Here is a 20246-nt window from a genome sequence, read left to right on the forward strand (position 1 = left end):
GGAGGGTCGGAATATCCGGGCCGGACATGCGCCGGAACTCGCGGCCGGGGAGCCGTTGCCGCTGCCAACAGGGGAAATTACAACGGCGGTTGACCGGATAACGGTGAGCGGGCGGCAGGGGTTCGCAGACCGTTTGCGGGCGGCCGGAAGATCGCCGGGTTGATCGACAGATGGGCGCCGGACGGGCGCCGGTGCATTTCCGCGGTGAAATCGCCCGGGACGGCCGGTGAAGTCATGGTGGTGGCACGTACGAAGGGCCCGTACGACTTTTCGTACGGGCCCTTCGACCGGGGCGGATACCGGCGGCTGCTCAGCGGTGCGAGGAGCTGCGGCGCCTGCGGGAGAGGACCAGCGCCCCGCCGCCGACGACGACCGCGGCCGCGGCTATGCCGGCGATCACCGGGGTGGCGTTGGAGCTACCGGTTTCGGCCAGACCGCCGGCGGCCGACGCGGAGGCGGATCCGGCCACGACGGGTGCGTTGGTGGACGCGGTCGGGGTGGCCGGGGCGGTGGTGGGAGGTGCGGGGGGCGCCGTAGTGGGCGGAGTGGTGGCCGGCGTGGTGGTGGCCGGCGGGGCCGGCGTGGTGGTAGGCGGCGGGGCCGGCGTGGTGGTGGGCGGCGGCGGGGCGGTGGTCTGACCCTCGCAGGGTGCCGCCGTCTTCTCCTGGTCGATGTTGTACTTCGCGCTGTCTCCGGCCGTCACCACAAGGTGCAGCGTGATCGCCGCGTCGTGCGGTGGCAGCGGGCTGGAGAAGTCGTAACCGGCGCCGAAGGAGTCCTCCTTCGCGAGCACGCCCCCGCCCTCGACCGACAGCGTCACGGAGTTGGTGGCACGCTTGTTGTACGCCGTCAGGTGCACCGTCACCGAGTCGCAGCTGACCGACCAGGTTCCGGTGTGGGCGGCGGCGGGGACGGCGAAAACACCGGCGCCCAGCAGGGCCGCCATTCCGGTGGCGGCGACGACAGCCGATCTTCTTCGGTTCTCGGGCGTCATTCTGATTTTTCTCATGAATCCTCCTGCTGCTTCCGGGACTTCTCCGGTAGAGGTCCCCCGTCCGCCTCAATATGCGCGAGACCGGGACCGTACACCTTGATCAGAACAAGCCGTCCGCGGGGTCAATGATGTACGGACCCCGTAGTTTTTCCCGGGTATTCCGGATCATGGCCGGCCGGCCCGCTGTCAGCGGCCGGCAGTAGGCTCGGCGCTGTGGCCAAGGCGCTTTCGGCAGCTCAGCGGAGGGCGGTGGCCGGCTCCGAGCCGGCCACCGGTCGGCTGTCGGCGTCCGCGGCGGTGTGCCAGGGCCTGGCCGCGGCGGGACTCGCCGTGCCGCACGGGCGGGGCGGTCACCATGCTTCTTACTACCTGACGGCCGAAGGGCTGCGGATGCGGGCCGAGTTGGCGGCGGCCGAGAAGCCGCGCTCCGACCTCACGGGTACCGGCGCGCCGAACCGCCACGCACCGAACAGCGAGGCGCCGAGCATCGATACGCCGAGCACCGCGCCGCCGGCCGGAGGATTCACCGCGCGTGACGGCACCGGTGCGGCCCCGGCCGCCGGCGGCGGTGCCCGGCGGGCCGCCGAGGTCGCCGCGGCCTGGGAGGGGCTGGTGCGGATCCGGGCGGTGCTGCTCGACGGCGCGACCGGTTCCCCCGCCCCCTGGGAGCGTGAACGCCCCGTGCACGCCGTGTCGTTGGCACTGGAGGCGGCGGGCTGCCCGCCGGCCGGGCCCGGTTCGGCCGGCTATCGGGTGACCCCCGCCGCGGAGCGCGGCATGGCCGAGATCGAGTGGTCGGCAGCCGAATCCGCAGCCGCCGCGCTGGCCAGATGTGCTCTTCTGCTCGGTGCCCGCGGCTGGCAGTGCACCGAGCACCGCACCCGCGACGGCCGTCCTTTCCTGGTGGCCTCCCCCAGCCGCTGACGCCGCGCCCGCCGACCGGCCTCGGCCGACGCTGCCGCAACTCCCGCTCCATGCACCTGTGTCGTGGAATCTCTGGTTTCAAGAGCGACTATGACGGTCAGGTGTCGTGGATATTGCGAAGAATCATCGTTGTTTTGCGCAGACTCATGGACTTACTGCGATGGCGCTCGTAGTCTCTCCACGCCCGGCCGGGTGCTCGACCGTTCGGCTCCTCCCCCACGACTCGCAAGGACGCGACTGTGCCGCACCCATCTCGCAGTGATGACAGAAGTCCCCACCTCCATCGCCGAAGCCGACGACGCGGGTTCGCCGCCATCCTGTCGTTCGCCGTCGCCGCAGCGGCGGCGCTGACCGCTGTGACGCTGGCGGGCGCGCCCACCGCGAGTGCCGCGGGTGTGCCCGCGCCCTCGCCGGTCGGTATCTCCGGCCGCGGTGCCGCGGTGCCGTTCACCGAGCTGGAGGCGGAGTACGCCGCCACCAACGGCACGCTGATCGGCCCGGACCGGCTCTACGGCCACCTGCCCTCGGAGGCGTCCGGCCGGCAGGCCGTCACCCTCAACGCGGTCGGCCAGTACGTCGAGTTCACCCTCACCAAGCCGGCCAACGCGATGTCGCTGCGCTACAGCCTGCCGGACACCTCGGACGGCAAGGGCCGCGACGCGACCCTGAGCGTCCAGGCCAACGGCGCCGCGGTGAAGACGCTGCCGGTCACCTCGCGGTACAGCTGGTACTACGGCGGCTACCCGTTCAACAACAACCCGGGCGACAGCAATCCGCACCACTTCTACGACGAGGCCCGGACGATGTTCGGGACCACCTACCCGGCGGGCACCAAGATCCGCGTGCAGGTGACCTCGACCGCCCAGTCACCCACCTTCACCATCGACCTCGCCGACTTCGAGCAGGTCGCGGCCCCGATCGCGCAGCCCTCCGGCTCCATCAACGCCGTCACCGACTACGGCGTCGACCCCACCGGCGCCACCGACTCCACCGCCGAGATGCAGGCGGCCGTCAACGCCGGCCAGGCACAGGGCAAGGTCGTCTACGTCCCCCAGGGCACCTACACCCTCTACGACCACGTGATCGTGGACGGTGTCACCGTGCAGGGCGCGGGCCCCTGGTACACCGTCTTCGGCGGCCGTGACCCGGTCAACCGCAACCGCGCGGCGGGCTTCTACGGCAAGTACGTCGCCGGTGGCGGCTACGGCGGCGCGATCCGCTCGCAGGAGGCCGGCGGTCCGAGCCAGAACGTCCAGCTCAAGGACTTCGCGATCATCGGCGACATCGCCGAGCGGGTGGACGACGACCAGGTCAACGGCCTCGGCGGCGCCATGTCCAACTCGACCATCGACGACCTGTGGATCCAGCACGTCAAGGTCGGCGCCTGGATGGACGGTCCGATGGACCACTTCACCATCAAGAACAGCCGCATCCTCGACACCACCGCCGACGGCGTCAACTTCCACTCCGGCGTGACCAACTCGGCGGTCACCAACACCTTCGTCCGCAACGTCGGCGACGACGGCCTCGCCTCGTGGCCGGAGAAGGGCCCGAACACCGGTGACAGCTTCGACCACGACACGGTCGTGCTGCCGATCCTGGCCAACAACATCGTCACGTACGGCGGCAAGGACTTCAATCTGTCCGACAACGTGATGGCGGACACCATCACCAACGGCGGCGGACTGCACATCGCCAACCGCTACCCGGGCGTCAACGGCGGTGGTCCCAACGGGGTCTCCGGCACCATCACCGCGGCCCGCAACACCCTGATCAGAACCGGCAACAGCGACTACAACTGGCAGTTCGGCGTCGGCGCGATCTGGTTCGACGGCCTCCAGGGGCTCGTGAACGCCAATATCCAGATCAGCGACACGGACATCCTGGACAGCTCCTACGAGGCGATCCAGTCGATCGAGACCGGTGTCACCGGCGTCACCATGAAGAACGTCAACATCGACGGCGCGGGCACCTACGCCATCCAGGCGCAGGCCGCGGCGAACATGACCTTCATCAACGTCAAGGCCAAGAACATCGGTCAGGCGGCCACCCCGATCCACAACTGTGTCGGCTCCAGCCTCCAGATCACCGACGGCGGCGGCAACTCCGGCTGGAACACCGGCCAGACCTGCACCGGCACCTGGCCCACCCCGATCTGGACCAACGGCGGTGTGCCCACCGGCGGCAGCGGCGGTACGACCGGCGGCACCACCACGCCGCCGACCACCCCGCCCACGACACCTCCCACCACCCCGACGACCACCCCGCCCACCACTCCCGCGAACGGCAACCTGGCGCAAGGCCGTTCGGCCACCGCGTCCTCCACGGTGCAGACGTACACCGCGGGCAACGCGGTCGACGGCAACGCGGCTACGTACTGGGAGTCCGCCAGCAACGCCTTCCCGCAGACCCTGACCGTCGACCTCGGCGCCACCAAGTCCATCGGCAAGGTCACCCTCAAGCTCCCGCCGTCCAGCGACTGGGCCACCCGCACCGAGACCCTCTCCGTGCTCGGCTCCACCGACAACAACACCTGGACCACGCTGAGGAGTTCCGGCGGCGTCACCCTCAACCCCGCCTCCGGCAACACCGCGACCCTGACCTTCACCGCCGCCAGCGCCCGCTACGTCCGGCTGAACGTCACCGCCAACACCGGCTGGACCGCCGCCCAGCTCGCCGAGTTCGAGGTCTACGCCGCCGACGGCTCCACCACGCCCCCGACCACCACCACCCCGCCCACCACCCCGCCCACCACGCCGGCCGGCAACCCCAACCTCGCCCAGGGCCACACCGCCACCGACACCGGCCACTCCGACGTCTACACCGCATCCAACGCGGTCGACGGCAACCCCGCCACCTACTGGGAATCCACCAACAACGCCTTCCCCCAGTCCCTCACCGTCGACCTCGGCGCCACCAAGACCGTCGGCCGCCTGGTGCTGAAGCTCCCGGCGGGCTGGGGCAGCCGGACCGAGACCCTCAGCGTGCTCGGCTCAACCGACAACAGCGGCTACACCACGCTGAAGGGCTCGGCCGGCTACACCTTCGACCCCAACAGCGGTGACAGCGTGACCATCACGCTCACCCCGGCCGCTACCCGCTACCTCCGGCTCACCATCACCGGCAACACCGGCTGGCCGGCCGGCCAGCTCTCCGAACTGGAGGCGTACGCAAGCTGATTACCCCTCGCCGCGGGCCGGGGCGACGACCTAGGGTCGCTTTTCATGGACTATCGTCACCTCGGCCGCAGCGGCCTGGTCATCAGTGAAATCGCCTACGGAAACTGGCTCACCCACGGCTCCCAGGTGGAGGAGGACGCGGCGATCGCGTGTGTCGGCGCGGCGCTGGAAGCGGGTATCACCACCTTCGACACCGCCGACACCTACGCAGGGACCCGCGCGGAGTCGGTGCTCGGCAGGGCGCTGAAGGGTGAGCGCCGCGAAGGACTTGAGATCTTCACCAAGGTCTTCTGGCCGACAGGCCCCGGTCGCAACGACCGGGGCCTGTCGCGCAAGCACATCATGGAGTCGATCGACAACTCGCTGCGGCGGCTCGGGACCGACTACGTGGACCTCTACCAGGCCCACCGCTTCGACCGGTTCACCCCGCTGGAGGAGACCATGGAGGCCTTCGCCGACGTGGTGCACTCCGGCAAGGCCCACTACATCGGTGTCTCGGAGTGGACGGCGGACCAGATACGCCGGGCCCACGCCCTCGCCCGCGAGCTGCGCATACCGCTGGTCTCCAACCAGCCGCAGTACTCGGCCCTCTGGCGGGTCATCGAAGGCGAGGTCATCCCGGCCTGCGAGGAACTCGGCCTCGGCCAGCTGGTGTTCTCGCCGATCGCGCAGGGCGTGCTGACCGGGAAGTACCTGCCGGGGCAGCAGCCGCCCGAGGGCTCACGGGCCACCGACGACAAGGGCGGGGCGAACATGATCAGCCGCTGGATGCGGGACGACGTGCTCGAGCGGGTGCAGCGGCTCCGGCCGCTCGCCGAGGAAGCCGGGCTGTCACCGGCCCAGCTCGCGGTGGCGTGGGTGCTCCAGCACCCGAACGTGTCGGCGGCGATCATCGGTGCCAGCCGTCCGGAGCAGGTCGCGGAGAACGTCAAGGCGGCCGGGGTGCGCCTCGACGCCGGGCTGAAGACCGCGATCGACGAGATCCTGGAACCGGTCGCGATCACCGATCCCAAGCGCGTGCACGACAACGTACCGGTGAGTCGCCCGTAGGCTGGGTGCATGATCCGCGCAGTGACGGCCGGGGTCAGGTGGCGCCGGCCGCCGCTGCCGGCCCGGCCCTGGCTGCTCTTCCCGCTCGGCTTCGCACTGGCCTTCGCGGTGGTGGCCTCGGTGGTGCTCACCCGGCACGGTGTCCCGTACGCCTTCGACACCGGCCCGCACCGCTGGTCGGTCGCCCACCGGCCGCACGCGGCGGCCGTCGCGGCCCGCGCCGTCACCTCCGTCGGGACCGGGCCCTGGCCCCCGCTGGCGGCGGCGGCCGGCGGCTGGCTGGCGGTGGCGGCGGGGGTCAGGCGCCGCGCGATCGCCGCGGTGCTCGCGCTGCTCGTCCTCGGTGCCGGGCAAGGGCTGCGCACCGCCCTGATGGAGGTGTTCGACCGCACCCGGCCGCCGGTGGCGGACTGGGCGGTGCACACCTCGGGACAGTCCTTCCCGTCCGGCCACACCGCGTCGAGCGCGATCGCCGCGGGCCTGCTCGCGTGGGGCCTGCTGCGCGCCCTGCCGCGCGCGGCGGGCCGGATCACGGCGGCGGTCTGCGGCCTGATCGCGGTCGCGGTGGGCCTGTCCCGGGTGTATCTGGGCGTGCACTGGCCGAGCGACGTGGTCGGCGGCTGGCTCTTCGCCGCTTTCTGGCTCGGCCTCACGCTGCCGCCGGTGACCGCCTGGCTGGACGACGGCGGACTTGACGGCAGCGCGGGCTGAACCCCGACGGATCGGCCGGATCGGCCGGATCAGACGGACACGCCGTGCGCCCGCAGATAGCGCAGCGGGTCGATGTCGTCGCCGTAGACGGGTCCGGTGCGCATCTCGAAGTGCAGGTGCGGCCCGGTGGCGTTGCCGGTGGCGCCGGAACGGCCGATCCGCTGGCCCTCGTTGACCCGCTGACCGACCTTCACCGAGATCTGCGACAGGTGGCCGTACTGGCTGTAGTGGCCGTCGGCGTGCTCGATGACGACCTGGTAGCCGTACGAGCCGCCCCAGCCGGCGGTGACGATCTTGCCGGCCGCGACCGAGTGCACGGAGGTGCCGGTGGAGACCAGGAAGTCCACCCCGGTGTGGTAGCCGCTGGCCCAACTGCCACCCTGAGCGTCGTACCGGGTGCCGATCGGGGCGTGCTCCACCGGAAGGGTGTAGCCGCCGTGCTTCGGGGCGACGGCGGGCTTGGTCTGCCGCTCCAGGGTGCGGGTGCCGCCGGCCGGCTTGGCCGCGGGCTTCGGAGTCGCCTTGGGCGTGGTCTTCGGCGCGGCCTTGGGCTTCGTCGCCGGAGCGGTCAGCGACAGGTGCTGGCCGGGGAGGATCAGGTCGGGGTTGCCGCCGACCACCGCGCGGTTGTCGGCGTAGAGCTTCGGCCAGCCGCCGTGGATGTGTTCGTCGGCGGCGATGCCGGAGAGCGTGTCGCCGGCCGCGACCGTGTACTGCTCGTGCCCCTGCTTCGGGGTCTTGGCCGTTTCCTTGGCCCGGTGCGGCGTGGCGGACGCCTTGCCGGTGTGCTGGGGGTCGGCGGCGGCCTTACCTGAGTGTCCAGCGTGCCCGGCGTGCTCGGTGCGCAGGGTGTCGGCGACGAGCTGCTCGGTGTGCCGCGGGGCCGCCGGCTTGGCCTTCGGGGCCGGTATCCGTACGGTGTGCGAGGCGGTGGCCGCCTCCCGGGTGAGTCCGGCCCGTATCGAGCAGACCGGCCAGGCGCCGGGGCCCTGGCTGCGCAGCACCTTCTCGGCGATCGCGATCTGCTGGTTCTTCGTGGCGAGGTCGGCCCGGGGCGCGTACGCGCTGCCGCCGAAGGACTTCCAGGTGCTGGCGGCGAACTGGAGCCCGCCGTAGAACCCGTTGCCGGTGTTGATGTTCCAGTCGCCGGAGGACTCACAGCTCGCGACCTTCTCCCAGACCGGCTGGCCCGCCGCGTGGGCGCTGCTCAGACCGATCAGCGGGAGAGCGAGGCCGGCGCCGCCGGCGGTCACGGTCAGCGAGGCCTGGGAGACCCGGTTGGGGCGGTAACGGCGGTGGCGTCCGCGTAAGGGCATGGCAGCAGTCCTCTCCGGTGGCCGAGCGGGCCAAAGATAGGCCCCTCACGGACCCCGCCACAAGAGTGCTCGCAATACCACAGGTCGCAGGGGTTATCGACCCGCCGGGCCGGAGCGTACCCCGGCGTGCGGGCCGGCGGGCGGGGAGCGCGGACCCGGCGCACCCGGCCGCGGGGCCGGGTTCCCGGGGAGATCAGCGGGGACGGCGGGAACGGTAGGGGCGGCAGTCACAGCGGCGAAACCTCGGGGAATCACCGGGGAGACGGAGCGTTGGAATACGTGTGACCTCACGTCTGCGCGACACACCTTTTTCCGTTCTCGACCGGTCCCGGATCCGGGAGGGCGAGGACGCCTCCCGGGCGCTGCGCGAGACCGTCGCGTTCGCCGGCCGGCTGGAGGCGCTCGGCTATCACCGCTTCTGGGTCTCGGAACACCACGGGGTGCCCGGGGTGGCCGGTTCCGCGCCCACCGTGCTGGCCGCGGCGGTGGCGGCGGCGACCAGCCGGATCCGGGTCGGCACCGGCGGGGTGATGCTGCCCAACCACCAGCCGCTGGTGGTCGCCGAACAGTTCGGCGTGCTCGAAGCGCTGTATCCGGGCCGGATCGACATGGGGCTCGGCCGCTCGGTGGGCTTCACCGAGGGCATCCGCAAGGCGCTGGGCCGCGGCAAGGAGGCGGTCGGTGAGTTCGACGAGAAGCTGACCGAACTCCTCGGCTGGTTCACCGGCGGTCCGCGGGAGTATCCGCGGGTGCGCGCGCTGCCCGCCGACGGGCTGCGGCCCGCGCCTTTCGTGCTCGCCGTCGACAACGGCGCCCAGTTGGCGGCCGAGCACGGGCTGCCGCTGGTGATCGGCGGCATCCGCGGCGAGGACGAGACGCTGCGGGCGGTGGACCGCTACCGGGCGGCCTTCCGCCCCTCGGCCTGGGCGGCGGAGCCCTTCGTGGTGCTCTCCGGGACGGTCGCGGTAGCCGAGGACACCGAGCGGGCCCGCCGGCTGCTGGTCTCCGAGGCGTGGTCCATCGCCTACTCCCGCACCCACGGCGACTTCCCGCCGCTCCAGTCGTACGAGTCGATCGCCGCGCGCACCATGACGGCCCCGGAGCGCAAGTACTACGAAGCGGCGCTGGCCGGGCAGATCCACGGCACGCCGGATGTCGTCTCGTCGGCGCTCGAGTCACTGCTGACCCGCAGCGCCGCCGACGAGTTCCTGGTGACGACAAGCAGCTACGACCGCGCCGAGCTGCTCAATTCCTACCGCCTCCTGTCCGAGATGCGCCACTGACCCGACCGCCCCCAGGGGCGCACCCGCGACCGCCCACCGCCCCCCAGGGGCGCGAGGAACCGCGCGACCAGCCACAACCCACCCGCACCCGAAAACGCCGCCGACCGACCTGAAAGCTGACGCCGCGCCAGCCGCCACCTCGCCGATTTCCCCCCGCGGATCGGCGAGTGACGCCCCGTCGGATCCGGGGACGCCCGCACCACCCGGAGGCAGACCCCCTCACCCAGAGGCACGCCCCCCTCATCCGGATGGGCCGCCCCACCGTGCCGGGCGGCCCGGGCCGTTCCAGCGTTGGCGGCATGACTGCCTTTCGCCCGCCGCTCCCCCGCGCGGCCCGTGCCCGTACCGCCAAGAGATCCGAGACCTCCGAGACCTCCATGGCCGCCGCGCCCGCGCCGCCCCGGGCGACCCGGGCCGCCGACCTGCCCGGTGCCGTCAGGGCCAACGTGCCCGGTGCCGTCAGGTCCGCCGTCCGGAAGGCCGGCGTGCTCGCGGCGGCCTGCTGCCTCACGGCGATGGCCGCGCTGCCGGCCGCTGCCGCCGCAGGTGGCGGACCACGATCGGCCGGCTCCCTGACGGCGACCCCGCCCTCGTCGGGCGCATCCTCCGCCGACAGCTCGGCGCTCTCCGAGCCCGGGGTACAGGTTCGGCCGGAGGACGGGACGCCCGATCTGCCGGCCAATCTCTCCGCGCTGTCCTGGACCGTCTCCGACGCCGGCACCGGCGAGGTGCTGGCCGCCAAGGACGCGCACCGCGAGCTGCCGCCGGCCTCCACGCTGAAGACGCTCTTCGCGCTCACCGTGCTGCCGCGCTTCCCGCGCGCGCGGACGCACCGGGTCACCGACGACGAGCTGGCGGACGTCGGTCCCGGCAGCAGTCTCGTCGGCGTCCAGGCCGGGCAGACCTACACCGTCGCGGATCTGTGGCGCGGGGTCTTCCTCAGCTCCGGCAACGACGCGGTGCACGTACTGGCCCATATGAACGGCTCGGTGGCGCTGACGGTGTCCCAGATGCAGGCGAAAGCCCGCCTGCTCGGCGCCGACGACACCCATGTGGTCTCGCCCGACGGCTACGACGAGCCGGGCCAGGTCTCCTCCGCCTACGACCTGGCGGTCTTCGGGCGGGTCGGCCTCACCGATCCGGACTTCGCCGAGTACGTCTCGACGGCGACCGCGCAGTTCCCCGGCGGTTACGACGCGCACGGCGACTACGTCGAGTCCTTCGGCATCCAGAACACCAACCGGCTGCTGACGGGCGCCAACGGGGTGACGCCCTATCCGGGCGTCATCGGCGTGAAGAACGGCTACACGACCAACGCGGGCAACACGCTGATCGCCGCCGCCAGACGCGACGGGCGTACGCTGATCGTCACTGTGATGAATCCGCAATCAGGCCTGCCGCAGGCGGTCTACCACGAGGCGACGGAACTGCTCGACTGGGGCTTCGCGGCGGCCGGCCGCACCGGCCCCGTCGGCTCCCTCGGCGTGCTCCCGGCCGCGGCCGTCCAAGGCACGCCGGCCCACGCCCCCGCGGGTCCGGCAGGAGCGCCAGGAGCGCCAGGAGCCGCCGAGGTGGCGGGTCCCCCGCCGGCCGCCGTACCCCACCGCGCCGCCGCCGCGGCGTCCCCCACCGCGTCACCCACCTCCCGCACCAGCGGCAGCGCGGATCCGGCCAACTCCACCACCGCCTGGTACGTGGGCGGGGCGCTGGTCCTGGCCGCCGCTGTCTCAGTGCTCGTGCTGCGCAAGCGCGGGACGTCGGCCAGGCCGCGGTGAGCACCGACCCGAGCGGCGGACCGGGCGGCGGACCGGACGCGGGACCGGCCGCCGGCCCCGACCCGGGTCCGCACCGGCCGGCGAACGAGCCGGGTCCCGACGGCCCGCGGCTGCGCTGTCTGGTGACCGGCGCCACCGGCTACATCGGCGGCCGGCTGGTCCCCGAACTGCTCGCCGCGGGCCATGAGGTGCGCTGCGCCGCCAGGACGCCGGAGAAGCTGCGCGACTACCCCTGGTCGGGCGACATCGGGACGGTGCGGGCGGACGCGCTCGACGCCGCGTCGATGGCCGAGGCGATGCGCGGTATCGACGTCGCCTACTACCTCGTGCACGCGCTCGCGACCGGCGCCGGCTTCGAGCGGACCGACCGCGAGGCCGCCCGGATCTTCGCCGAGCAGGCGCGGATCGCGGGCGTACGGCGGATCGTCTATCTCGGCGGCCTCACCCCGGCCGGGGTGCCGGAAGAACGCCTCTCCCCGCATCTGCGCTCCCGCGCCGAGGTCGGCCGGATCCTGCTGGGCTCCGGGGTGCCGACCGCGGTGCTGCGGGCGGCGGTCATCATCGGCTCGGGCTCGGCGTCCTTCGAGATGCTGCGCTATCTCACCGAGCGGCTGCCGGTGATGGTGACCCCGAGCTGGGTGCGCACCCGGATCCAGCCGATCGGGGTACGGGACGTGCTGCGCTATCTGGCCGGCTGCGCGCTGTTGCCGGCCGAGGTCAACCGCACCTTCGACCTCGGCGGCCCGGACGTGGTCACCTACCGGGACATGATGCGGCGTTACGCGGTCGTGGCCGGGCTCAATCCGCGGCTGATCGTGCCGGTGCCGGTGCTCACCCCGAGCCTTTCCAGCCACTGGGTGGGGCTGGTCACCCCGGTGCCCGCCTCGATCGCCCGGCCGCTGGCGGAGTCGCTGCGGTACGAGGTGGTCTGCGCCGAGCACGACATCGCCCGCTACGTCCCCGATCCGCCGGGCCGTCCGGCCGGTCTGGACAAGGCCCTCACGCTGGCGCTGCGGCGGGTGAGGGACGCGCAGGTGGACACCCGCTGGTCGTCCGCCTCGGTGCCCGGCGTGCCGAGCGACCCGCTGCCCACCGACCCGGACTGGGCCGGCGGCAGCCTCTACACCGATGTGCGGGAGCTGTACGTGAAATGCGCCCCGCAGGCGCTGTGGCGGGTGGTGGAGGGCATCGGCGGCGACCACGGCTGGTACTCCTTCCCGCTGGCCTGGTCGGTGCGGGGCCGGCTCGACCGGCTGGTCGGCGGGGTGGGGCTGCGGCGGGGCCGCCGGGACGCCGAACACCTCAGGGTCGGTGACTCGCTGGACTTCTGGCGGGTCGAGGAGATCCGGCCCGGCCGCCTGCTGCGGCTGCGCGCGGAGATGCGGCTGCCGGGCCTCGCCTGGCTGGAGATGTGCGTCGACCCGGCCGCCGCGCCCGGTGTCACCCGCTACCGCCAGCGGGCGATCTTCCACCCGAGGGGGCTGCTGGGCCACGCCTACTGGTGGAGTGTCTTCCCCTTCCACGCGGCGGTCTTCGGCGGCATGGCCCACAACATCGCCGCCACCGGGGTGATGCAGGACCGGCCGGATACGGCGCCCACCGCCGGCGCGGACCCGAAGACGCCGGGGACGCGGCGCTGACCCGCTCGTGAGGTCGCAGTAGGCTCGTTGTGCTGCGGCGTTGGCCGCCCCGGGCCCGGGTGTTCGCCGAGAGGGAGCCGTCTGCGTCATGAGCCGTCGTTCGACCGGTCCGGTGTCCACATGGGCCGAGATACAGCGGCAGCAGCAGCGGCAGGCGGAGGCCGAGCAGCGGGCGCGGACCCGGGCACAACGCGCCGCCGAGCAGCAACAGCGGTCCGCCGAGCGGGCGTTGGCCCGCAGCAGGCGGGAGCAGCAGGCCGCGTACCGGGACCGCCGGGCGGCCGACGCCCGCCGCCGTACGGATGAACTCGACGCCAGGATGGCGGAGTTGACCGGGCTGCTGCGGACGGGCTGCGCCGCGCCGGTGTTCTCGCCGGACGCGCTGCTCGCCTCCGAGCAGTTGGAGCCCTTCGCCCCCGGCCGGCTGGCCGAACCGATCGCGATGCCGCGATCCGAGCGCTATCTCCCCGCGCAGCGCTCCGGTTGGGGTTTCGGCTCGGGCGCCCGGGCGCAGGAGGAGGCGGCGCGGGCGCGTTACGAGAGCGACCTGCGGGCGGCGCACGCGGCGGAAGCCCGCCGGCAGCGGCAACTCGCCGGGTACCAGGAGCAGTACAGCCAGTGGGCGGTACGCCGGCTCGCCGAGGTACGGCGGCACAACGCCGAGGTCGGCGCGACCATGGAGGCGCTGCGGCGGGGCGAACCGACCGCGGTGGTCGAGTACTTGACCGCCGCGCTCTACGCGTCGCGGGTGTGGCCCGACGGTCTGCCCCGCCAGGTCTCGGCATCCTTCGAACCACCCGAGCGCCGGCTGCTGCTCACCTGGGAGCTGCCGCCGTTCTCGGTGGTTCCGGAGAGTTCGCTCGTCCGCTATCTGCCGGGCGCCGACCGGGACAAGGAGGTGGCCAGGCCGGTCACCGAACGCCGCGCCGTCTACCGCGATCTGCTCGCCCAGTGCGTCCTGCTGGTGCTCCGCGAGGTGTTCGGCGCCGACCGGTTCGGGCTGCTGGACGCGGTGGCGCTCAACGGCTTCGTGGACGACACCGATCCGGCCACCGGCCACCGTACGCCGGTGTTCCTGGCCACCGTCGCGGTGACCCGCGCGGACTTCGAGGCGGTCAACCTGGTCGCCGTCGACGCGGTGGACTGTCTGGTGGCGGGGTTGGGCGGACAGCTCTCCGGGCGGCCCGACCGGCGGACGCCGGTGGACCCGGCCGGGCTGCCGGGCGACCAGGGGCGGGCGGTGGTCTCGCACGGCGGCGCGCAGGACGGTGCGGAACCCGACCTGCTGACCATGGACCCGCTGGAATTCGAGGAGCTGGTCGCCGAGTTGTTCCGGGCGATGGGCATGCGGGCGGTCACCACGGTCCGCTCGGGGGACGGCGGGATCGACGTGGACGCGCTCGACCCCGACCCGATCCGCGGCGGCAAGATCGCGGTCCAGGTCAAGCGCTACCGCCGGACGGTCCCGCCGACCGCGGTCCGCGACCTCTACGGCACGGTGCTGAGCATCGGCGCCAACAAGGGTGTGCTGGTGACCACTTCGGGCTTCGGCCGCAGCTCGTACGTCTTCGTCAGCGGCAAGCCGATGACGCTGGTGTCGGGTACGGAGCTGGTGGGGCTGCTGCACCAGTACGGGCTGCGCGGCCGGCTCGGGCCGGCCGCGGCACCCGCCGGGTCGGCTCGGCCGGCGGACACCGGCGGCTCCTCGGCCCCGGACCCGGACCCGGACCCGGACCCGGCGGACCGTACCGGCGGTGCCGCGGGAGCGGCGGATCCCGCGGACGAGCCCGAGGCGAGCGTGCTCGGCATGTGGTGGGCGGGCGCCGTGCGGCTCGATGTGTGCGCCCTGGTGTGCGCGGGTGACCAGGCCCTCGACGACGACCACTTCGTCTTCTACAACAACCCGCGGACGCCGGACGGGACCGTGCGGATGATGCCCGCGCTCGGCGGTGACAAGGCCGCGATCTGGGTGGCCTTCGACCGCCTGCCCGCCGCGGCGGACCGGGTGGTGCTGGTCGCCGCGATCGATCCGGCCGCCGATCCGCACGCGGATCTCGCCGGTTTCACCGACGCCCGGATCCGGCTCACCGATCCGTCGGGGGCCGAGGCGGACCGGCTGGAGGTCTCCGACGGGCGGCCTGGCGAGACCGCGCTCGTCCTCGGCTCCTTCCGCCGCCGGTCGGACGGCGACTGGCACTTCGTGCCCGGTGGCAAGGGGTATCCCGGCCCGGAGGGGCTGCTGAACCTGGTGCGGGAGCACGGCATCGACGTGGAGTGAGCCAAAGCGGCTCCGGGCGTGTGCTATAGTCATCCTAGGGACGTATAGCTCGCGCCTTTCTCGCATCTTGTGTAGCCGCGATAGCTGTTCTCACTCCGGGTGGATCTTCTGCGATCCCCCTCGTCCCCCCTCGTGTCGTCGGCCTTGTGTGCGACGTCCTCTCCGCGCCGGTCTCCGGTGGCTTCTCGCGGTTCGTGGAGCGTGATGGTTCCGCTCGCGCCGCATCCCCCTCGTGATCTTCCGCGCTCTCTCCTCATTCTTCCTCCTTCTTTTCGACTACTCGGCTCCCCAAGTCGTCCTCGACTTGATCGAGCTCCGTCCGTGAAAGGACGACGATTCATGACCGACATTCTTGAACTCCCGCACGTACAGCGGGACATGCCGCCCACCCAGGTGGTGGGCGTGCTCGATGCGGGCGGCGGCCAGGGCGGCCGGCTGCGCGCTCCCGGGCTGCTGCCGTCGCCCGGCGACATCCAGGTCTCCGCCGAGCGGATCCGTACCCACGGCCTCCGCAAAGGGGACCTGGTGGAAGGGACGACCGGACGGCCGGGCGCCCTCGGCACCGTACGGCTCGTCAACGGGCTGCCGCCGAAAGCGAGTCGGCCGCACTTCGCGGATCTGACCCCGCTGCACCCTCGGCAGCGGCTCCGGCTGGAGAGCGGCCTGCTAAAGGGCTCGGGTGCGGCGGCCGGCCGGATCATCGACCTGATGGCGCCGGTCGGCAAGGGCCAGCGCGGCCTGATCGTGGCGCCGCCGAAGGCCGGCAAGACCGTGCTGCTCCAGAGCATCGCCGCGGCGATCGAGGCCAACCACCCCGAGTGCCATCTCATGGTGGTACTGCTCGACGAACGCCCCGAAGAGGTCACCGACATGCGGCGCGGTGTGCGCGGCGAGGTGATCTCCTCCACCTTCGACCAGCCGGCCAGGCAGCACATCGCGGTCGCCGAACTCGCCGTCGAGCGGGCGAAGCGACTGGTGGAGCTGGGGCAGGACGTGGTGATCCTGCTGGACTCGCTGACCCGGCTGTGCCGGGCGCACAACACGGCCGCCGCCGGCAGCGGCCGCACCCTGTCCGGCGGGGTGGACGCGGCGGCGCTGATCGGTCCCAAGCGCTTCTTCGGCGCGGCACGGCTGGCCGAGGAGGGCGGTTCGCTCACCATTGTGGCCACCGCGCTGGTGGACACCGGTTCACGCGCCGACGGCTTCTACTACGAGGAGCTGAAGAGCACCGGCAATATGGAGCTGCACCTCGACCGGGCCCTCGCCGAGCGGCGGATCTTCCCCGCGGTGGACGTCACCGTCTCCGGTACGCGGCGCGAGGAACTGCTGATCCCGGCCCCCGAGCTGTCGGTGGTGCGCGGCCTGCGGCGGGCGCTGAGCGGCCGCGACGCCCAGTCCGGTCTCGAGGTCATGCTGGAGCGGATCCGCCAGACGCCGGACAACGCGGCCTTTCTGCGGCAGATCCAGGGCACGCTCCCCGGCTGAGCGGTCCGGGCCGCGCCCGGCCGGGGACCGCCCGGGCAGCCACCGCCCGGGCAGCCGAAGCCGCGAGCCCGGCCGGCTGGTGGGCCGGGCGGGCTCGGGCAGGGGGACTCGGGGTGCGGAACGTCAGAAGGTGACGCCGTGCGAGGCCAGGTACGCGATCGGGTCGATGTCCGAACCGTAGGACGGCGTGGTGCGCACCTCGAAGTGCAGGTGCGGTCCCGTGACGTTGCCGGTGGCGCCGGAGATGCCGATCTCCTGGCCCTCGGTCACCGTCTGGCCGGCCGACACCAGCGGCTGGGTCAGGTGCCCGTACAGGGTGTACTTGCCGTCGGCGTGCTTGATGATCACGTCGTTGCCGTAGGCGCCGTCGGCGCCCGCGGAGTAGACCGTGCCGGCCGCGACCGCGTGCACCGGGGTGCCGGAGCCGACCAGGAAGTCGACCCCGGTGTGGTAGCCGCTGGACCACATGGAGCCCTCGGCGTGGTACGGGGTGCCGATGGCGGCGTCGCCGACCGGCTTGGTGTAGCCGGAGTCGGCGGCCACGGGCTTGGCGGCGAGTTCGACGCCGACCGGAGCGGCCTTGGCGGCCGGCGCCGGGGCGGGGGCCGCGGCGGGCTTCGCCGGTGCGGCGGCGGGCTTCTGCGCCGTGCCGGGGTGCAGCACGAGGTGCTCGCCCGGGCGGATCAGGTTGGGGTCGGCCCCGATGACGGCCTTGTTCTCCTGGTAGAGCCGGTGCCAGCCGCCCACCACATGGTGGGTGCGGGCGATCTTGGAGAGCGTGTCGCCGGGCGCCACCACGTAGCCGCCCGGCTTGGCGTGCCCCGCCGGGTGGGTGGTCGCGGACGCCGGCGCGGCGGGCGCGGCCGAGGCGGTGGCGGCGCCGACCAGCGGCACCGCGAGGGCGGCGGCCCCGGTGCCGGCCACGACGCAGATACGGGTGAGCCGGCTGAGGCCGGTCTTGCGATGCTGTCCCTTTGCGGGCATGGGGAAGAGTCCTCTCCTACGCCTGCGAGGTGAGCTGTCGGGTTCGGGCAGGAGATGCCCGGCCATCGCGTCGTACCGGCGCGCGCTGCGCGCGGGATACGGGCGGTGTCTTCACCCCGAGCCGTCCGCGTGGTGCGTGACGGCGACTTACCTGGGTCCCCCGCTCCTGCCACGGTGTTCGAGTGTCCGGCGTTCCGGGCGGCGGCAGGATTAGGCGATCCGCCCGACGGTCTGGGTGCGGGCGTCGGCCCGCAGACCGGAAGCTAGACGCTGCTCGGCGCGGGGAGCAACCATGGCCGAGTTTTCGGGCATTCGGGATCTTCCGGCCGTTCACCCCCCGCGACCGGCCGTCTTCGGCGTGTGTACGCGCCGCTCACCCGATGTCGAGCAGCGGGGGACCCACCGTGACAAACCGGCATGATCGCCTACCGAACGCGTCCACGCCTGTTCGAACGGTGTTCATGTCGTGATGCCGCTCACGCCCTCGAATAAAGAGCGGTTGAATGACCGGATTGGCAGGATCGGCGGCTTATTTCGCTTTCTGGCCGAGACGGTCGGCTCAGTAGGTACCCGGTGTGCCGCCGATCCGCGCGTCGAGCGTCCGGCTGAGCCGGTAGGCGACCGGCCGGAAGCCGAAGGCCGGCCAGTGCCCGGCCGCCGACCCGGACGCGGACGGCCAGCGCGCCGACATATAGCGGTGCCCGTTGTCGTAGGCCCAGGCCAGGGCGGTGGCGAGCAGCACCCGGCTGATCCCCTCGCCGCGGGCGGCGGGTTCCACGTACGCCTCGGCCAGTTCCACGCACGACTCCGGCACCACCGGGTCGGGGATCGCCGGGTGGAGCAGCACCATGCCGATCTCCTCGCCCCGGCGGGCCGCGATCCAGGCGCCGCAGCGGGGGTCGGCGAGGGCGTCCGCGTAGCGCAGCCGCAGGGCGGCCAGCGCGCGCTCGGGCTGGGGCTGGAAGATGCCGGCCTCGCGCTGCCGGCGCGAGGACTCGGCGGCCATCCGGCCGATCTGCGGCAGGTCGCCGGGGCCCGCCCGGCGGATGCCGAGCCCTTCGACACCGCGGGGCTGCCGCCCGCGCGGCTTGACGCCCATCAGGCCGTGCACCAGTTCACGGCCGAAGCCGAGGTCGGACCAGGGCGCGGTGGCGGTGTCGCCGGCCGGCACCCACGCGTAGTGCACCATCCGCCGGTCGGCGACCAGCCGGGCGGCGACCCGCAGGTAGAGCGCGCGCAGCACCTCGCTCTCCCGGCCCGCGGGCAGCGAGTGGCCGCCGTGCGGGACCAGCGCGGAGCGCGGGTGACTGCGGAGCCCCGCCGGGTCGTCGGGGGTGAGGTCGACCGGGATCGCCGCGAGGTGCCCGATCAGATTGCCGTCGCCGTCCAGCGCGCGGCAGGCTTCGAGGCCGGGCGCGGTGTGCAGCTTGCCGAGCAGTTCCTCGCCCCGCACCGGGCCGTCGGCGAGCCAGGAGCGCTGGGACGGCGGGCGGCGGGCGCGCGTGAACCAGCGGTCGTAGCGCTGTGCGGCCAGGGGTATGTGCTCGGTGGTCAGCGGCGCGATGGCGACAGTCATGGTGCTCGTGGACGCTAGCGGGGCGCGCGCCCTCACGGCAAGGCGGCCCGGCCCGCCGTGGGAACGGGGTGCGGTCCGTCCGCCGGGCGGGGGTTCAGCCGGTCCAGGCCGGGTGGCGGGGATCGTCGGCGCGGACCAGCACATCGGCGGCCTCCTCCGGCATCGCCTCGTGCGCGTAACGGTCGTAGGCGGGCAGCGTCCACCGCTGGTCGGCCGGGGTGCGGCGCTCCAACGCGGCCCGGGAGAGCCGCAGATGGACGGTGAGGTCGAGCGGCAGCCCCTGGCCGAGCAGCAGCGGTCCGTCGAGTACCAGGACGCCGCCCGGCGGCAGTTGGACGTAATCGGCCCGGGTGGAGCGGTCGGTGCGCGGGTCGCGCAGCGACGGCAGCGCGCGTCCGGTGCCGCCCGGGCCGAGCGGCTCCAGCACCTCGCGGCGCAGCGCGCCGGTGTCGAGCCAGAGTTGGTAGTAGGCGTCGACGTCCTCGTGTCCGTACTCCAGGCGCAGCGAGGCGGGGCGCCAGAAGCTCTCCGCGCGGACCCGGAGCGCGGGGTGGCCGAGGGCGGGCAGCGCGGCGGCCAGGGCGTCGGCGAGGTTCCCGGTGCCGGCGGCGGGGGCGCCGTCGACCGCGACCCGCCACCAGGGTCCGGGCGGTGGGGTCGTCGCGACGCGTTCGGCGAGGATCTCGGCCAGCCGGGGCCAGGTGATCGGGGTGAGCTGCACACCGCCCATCCTGGCCCATCCGGCCCGGCACGGAACGGATGGGCCAACCGGGAAGGCGGGGGCCGGCCCGGGTCGGCTCTCACTCGTTCGGACTCGTCCGGCGAAAGCGGTCGTGTTTCTTGCCGGGCCGGACGGCCGGACGGAGCGGATACGGAGTGATACGGCGTGATACCGCGTCAGCGGCCAGGTCAGCGGGGAACCTCGGACCCGGCCCGGGGCGAGGCGGGTCCGAGGCGGGGGGCGCGCTCTCATCCGGGTGGCGGAAATTGGTGACAAATCACCCATTTGCCACCGAGCATGATCTATTACTTTTTGTGAGCCTGGAAGAAC

The 20246-nt window shown here is 72.9% G+C and carries 14 protein-coding genes and 1 riboswitch; of the genes, 9 read left to right on the forward strand and 5 right to left on the reverse strand.

Features of this window, described 5'->3' with window-relative positions; all coding sequences use genetic code 11:
- Window positions 1-310 precede the first annotated feature (310 nt).
- Complete coding sequence (locus OG519_RS04480; protein WP_405578939.1) at window positions 311-1009, reverse strand: LAETG motif-containing sortase-dependent surface protein; 699 nt, start codon at window positions 1007-1009, stop codon at window positions 311-313.
- Between the two features lie 198 nt (window positions 1010-1207).
- On the opposite strand from OG519_RS04480, the gene OG519_RS04485 reads away from it, so the two are divergent.
- From OG519_RS04485 to OG519_RS04500, 4 genes are all read left to right on the forward strand, one after another.
- Entirely contained in the window at window positions 1208-1918 is a 711-nt protein-coding gene (locus tag OG519_RS04485) for a hypothetical protein (RefSeq protein WP_405578942.1), read from the forward strand.
- 239 nt (window positions 1919-2157) lie between these two features.
- Entirely contained in the window at window positions 2158-5097 is a 2940-nt protein-coding gene (locus OG519_RS04490) for a discoidin domain-containing protein (protein WP_405578945.1), read from the forward strand.
- Between the two features lie 45 nt (window positions 5098-5142).
- Complete coding sequence (locus OG519_RS04495) at window positions 5143-6147, forward strand: aldo/keto reductase family protein (protein ID WP_405578947.1); 1005 nt, start codon at window positions 5143-5145, stop codon at window positions 6145-6147.
- A gap of 9 nt (window positions 6148-6156) precedes the next feature.
- A complete protein-coding gene (locus OG519_RS04500) occupies window positions 6157-6858 on the forward strand; it encodes a phosphatase PAP2 family protein (RefSeq protein ID WP_405578949.1) in 702 nt (233 codons plus the stop codon).
- A gap of 29 nt (window positions 6859-6887) precedes the next feature.
- Here OG519_RS04500 and OG519_RS04505 read toward each other — a convergent pair whose 3' ends face one another.
- Window positions 6888-8174: a transglycosylase family protein gene (locus OG519_RS04505; protein WP_405578951.1), complete on the reverse strand. Its 1287-nt coding sequence runs from the start codon at window positions 8172-8174 to the stop codon at window positions 6888-6890.
- Window positions 8175-8455: 281 nt separating this feature from the next.
- On the opposite strand from OG519_RS04505, the gene OG519_RS04510 reads away from it, so the two are divergent.
- The 5 genes from OG519_RS04510 to rho all read left to right on the forward strand — a co-directional run bounded on the left by OG519_RS04510 (window position 8456) and on the right by rho (window position 16635).
- On the forward strand, window positions 8456-9457 hold the full coding sequence (locus OG519_RS04510) for an LLM class flavin-dependent oxidoreductase (RefSeq protein WP_405578953.1): 1002 nt from the start codon (window positions 8456-8458) through the stop codon (window positions 9455-9457).
- A 515-nt stretch (window positions 9458-9972) separates the two neighbouring features.
- Window positions 9973-11232 (forward strand): D-alanyl-D-alanine carboxypeptidase family protein, encoded by a 1260-nt coding sequence (locus tag OG519_RS04515; RefSeq protein WP_405592450.1) that lies wholly within the window; start codon window positions 9973-9975, stop codon window positions 11230-11232.
- A gap of 122 nt (window positions 11233-11354) precedes the next feature.
- A complete protein-coding gene (locus OG519_RS04520; protein WP_405592452.1) occupies window positions 11355-12872 on the forward strand; it encodes an SDR family oxidoreductase in 1518 nt (505 codons plus the stop codon).
- A gap of 88 nt (window positions 12873-12960) precedes the next feature.
- On the forward strand, window positions 12961-15150 hold the full coding sequence (locus tag OG519_RS04525) for a restriction endonuclease (protein ID WP_405578956.1): 2190 nt from the start codon (window positions 12961-12963) through the stop codon (window positions 15148-15150).
- Window positions 15151-15351: 201 nt separating this feature from the next.
- On the forward strand, window positions 15352-16635 hold the full coding sequence (gene rho, locus OG519_RS04530; RefSeq protein WP_405578959.1) for a transcription termination factor Rho: 1284 nt from the start codon (window positions 15352-15354) through the stop codon (window positions 16633-16635).
- A 123-nt stretch (window positions 16636-16758) separates the two neighbouring features.
- On the opposite strand, the gene OG519_RS04535 is transcribed toward rho, so the two are convergent.
- The 3 genes from OG519_RS04535 to OG519_RS04545 all read right to left on the reverse strand — a co-directional run bounded on the left by OG519_RS04535 (window position 16759) and on the right by OG519_RS04545 (window position 19916).
- Window positions 16759-17619: a peptidoglycan DD-metalloendopeptidase family protein gene (locus OG519_RS04535; protein WP_405578960.1), complete on the reverse strand. Its 861-nt coding sequence runs from the start codon at window positions 17617-17619 to the stop codon at window positions 16759-16761.
- Window positions 17620-17623: 4 nt separating this feature from the next.
- Window positions 17624-17806, reverse strand: a riboswitch (cyclic di-AMP (ydaO/yuaA leader).
- A gap of 372 nt (window positions 17807-18178) precedes the next feature.
- A complete protein-coding gene (locus OG519_RS04540; RefSeq protein WP_405578963.1) occupies window positions 18179-19195 on the reverse strand; it encodes a GNAT family N-acetyltransferase in 1017 nt (338 codons plus the stop codon).
- A gap of 94 nt (window positions 19196-19289) precedes the next feature.
- Window positions 19290-19916, reverse strand: a complete 627-nt coding sequence (locus OG519_RS04545) for a uridine kinase (protein WP_405578966.1) — start codon at window positions 19914-19916, stop codon at window positions 19290-19292.
- Window positions 19917-20246 lie beyond the last annotated feature (330 nt).

Source organism: Streptomyces sp. NBC_01190, assembly GCF_045039895.1.
Classification (GTDB): Bacteria; Actinomycetota; Actinomycetes; order Streptomycetales; family Streptomycetaceae; genus Actinacidiphila.

Coding starts and splice junctions, on each gene's coding strand:
- OG519_RS04540 (WP_405578963.1), bottom strand. CDS start 19,195: ATGACTGTCGCCATCGCGCCGCTGACCACCGAGCACATACCCCTGGCC.
- OG519_RS04535 (WP_405578960.1), bottom strand. CDS start 17,619: ATGCCCGCAAAGGGACAGCATCGCAAGACCGGCCTCAGCCGGCTCACC.
- OG519_RS04495 (WP_405578947.1), top strand. CDS start 5,143: ATGGACTATCGTCACCTCGGCCGCAGCGGCCTGGTCATCAGTGAAATC.
- OG519_RS04525 (WP_405578956.1), top strand. CDS start 12,961: ATGAGCCGTCGTTCGACCGGTCCGGTGTCCACATGGGCCGAGATACAG.
- OG519_RS04480 (WP_405578939.1), bottom strand. CDS start 1,009: ATGAGAAAAATCAGAATGACGCCCGAGAACCGAAGAAGATCGGCTGTC.
- OG519_RS04505 (WP_405578951.1), bottom strand. CDS start 8,174: ATGCCCTTACGCGGACGCCACCGCCGTTACCGCCCCAACCGGGTCTCC.
- OG519_RS04500 (WP_405578949.1), top strand. CDS start 6,157: ATGATCCGCGCAGTGACGGCCGGGGTCAGGTGGCGCCGGCCGCCGCTG.
- OG519_RS04515 (WP_405592450.1), top strand. CDS start 9,973: ATGGCCGCGCTGCCGGCCGCTGCCGCCGCAGGTGGCGGACCACGATCG.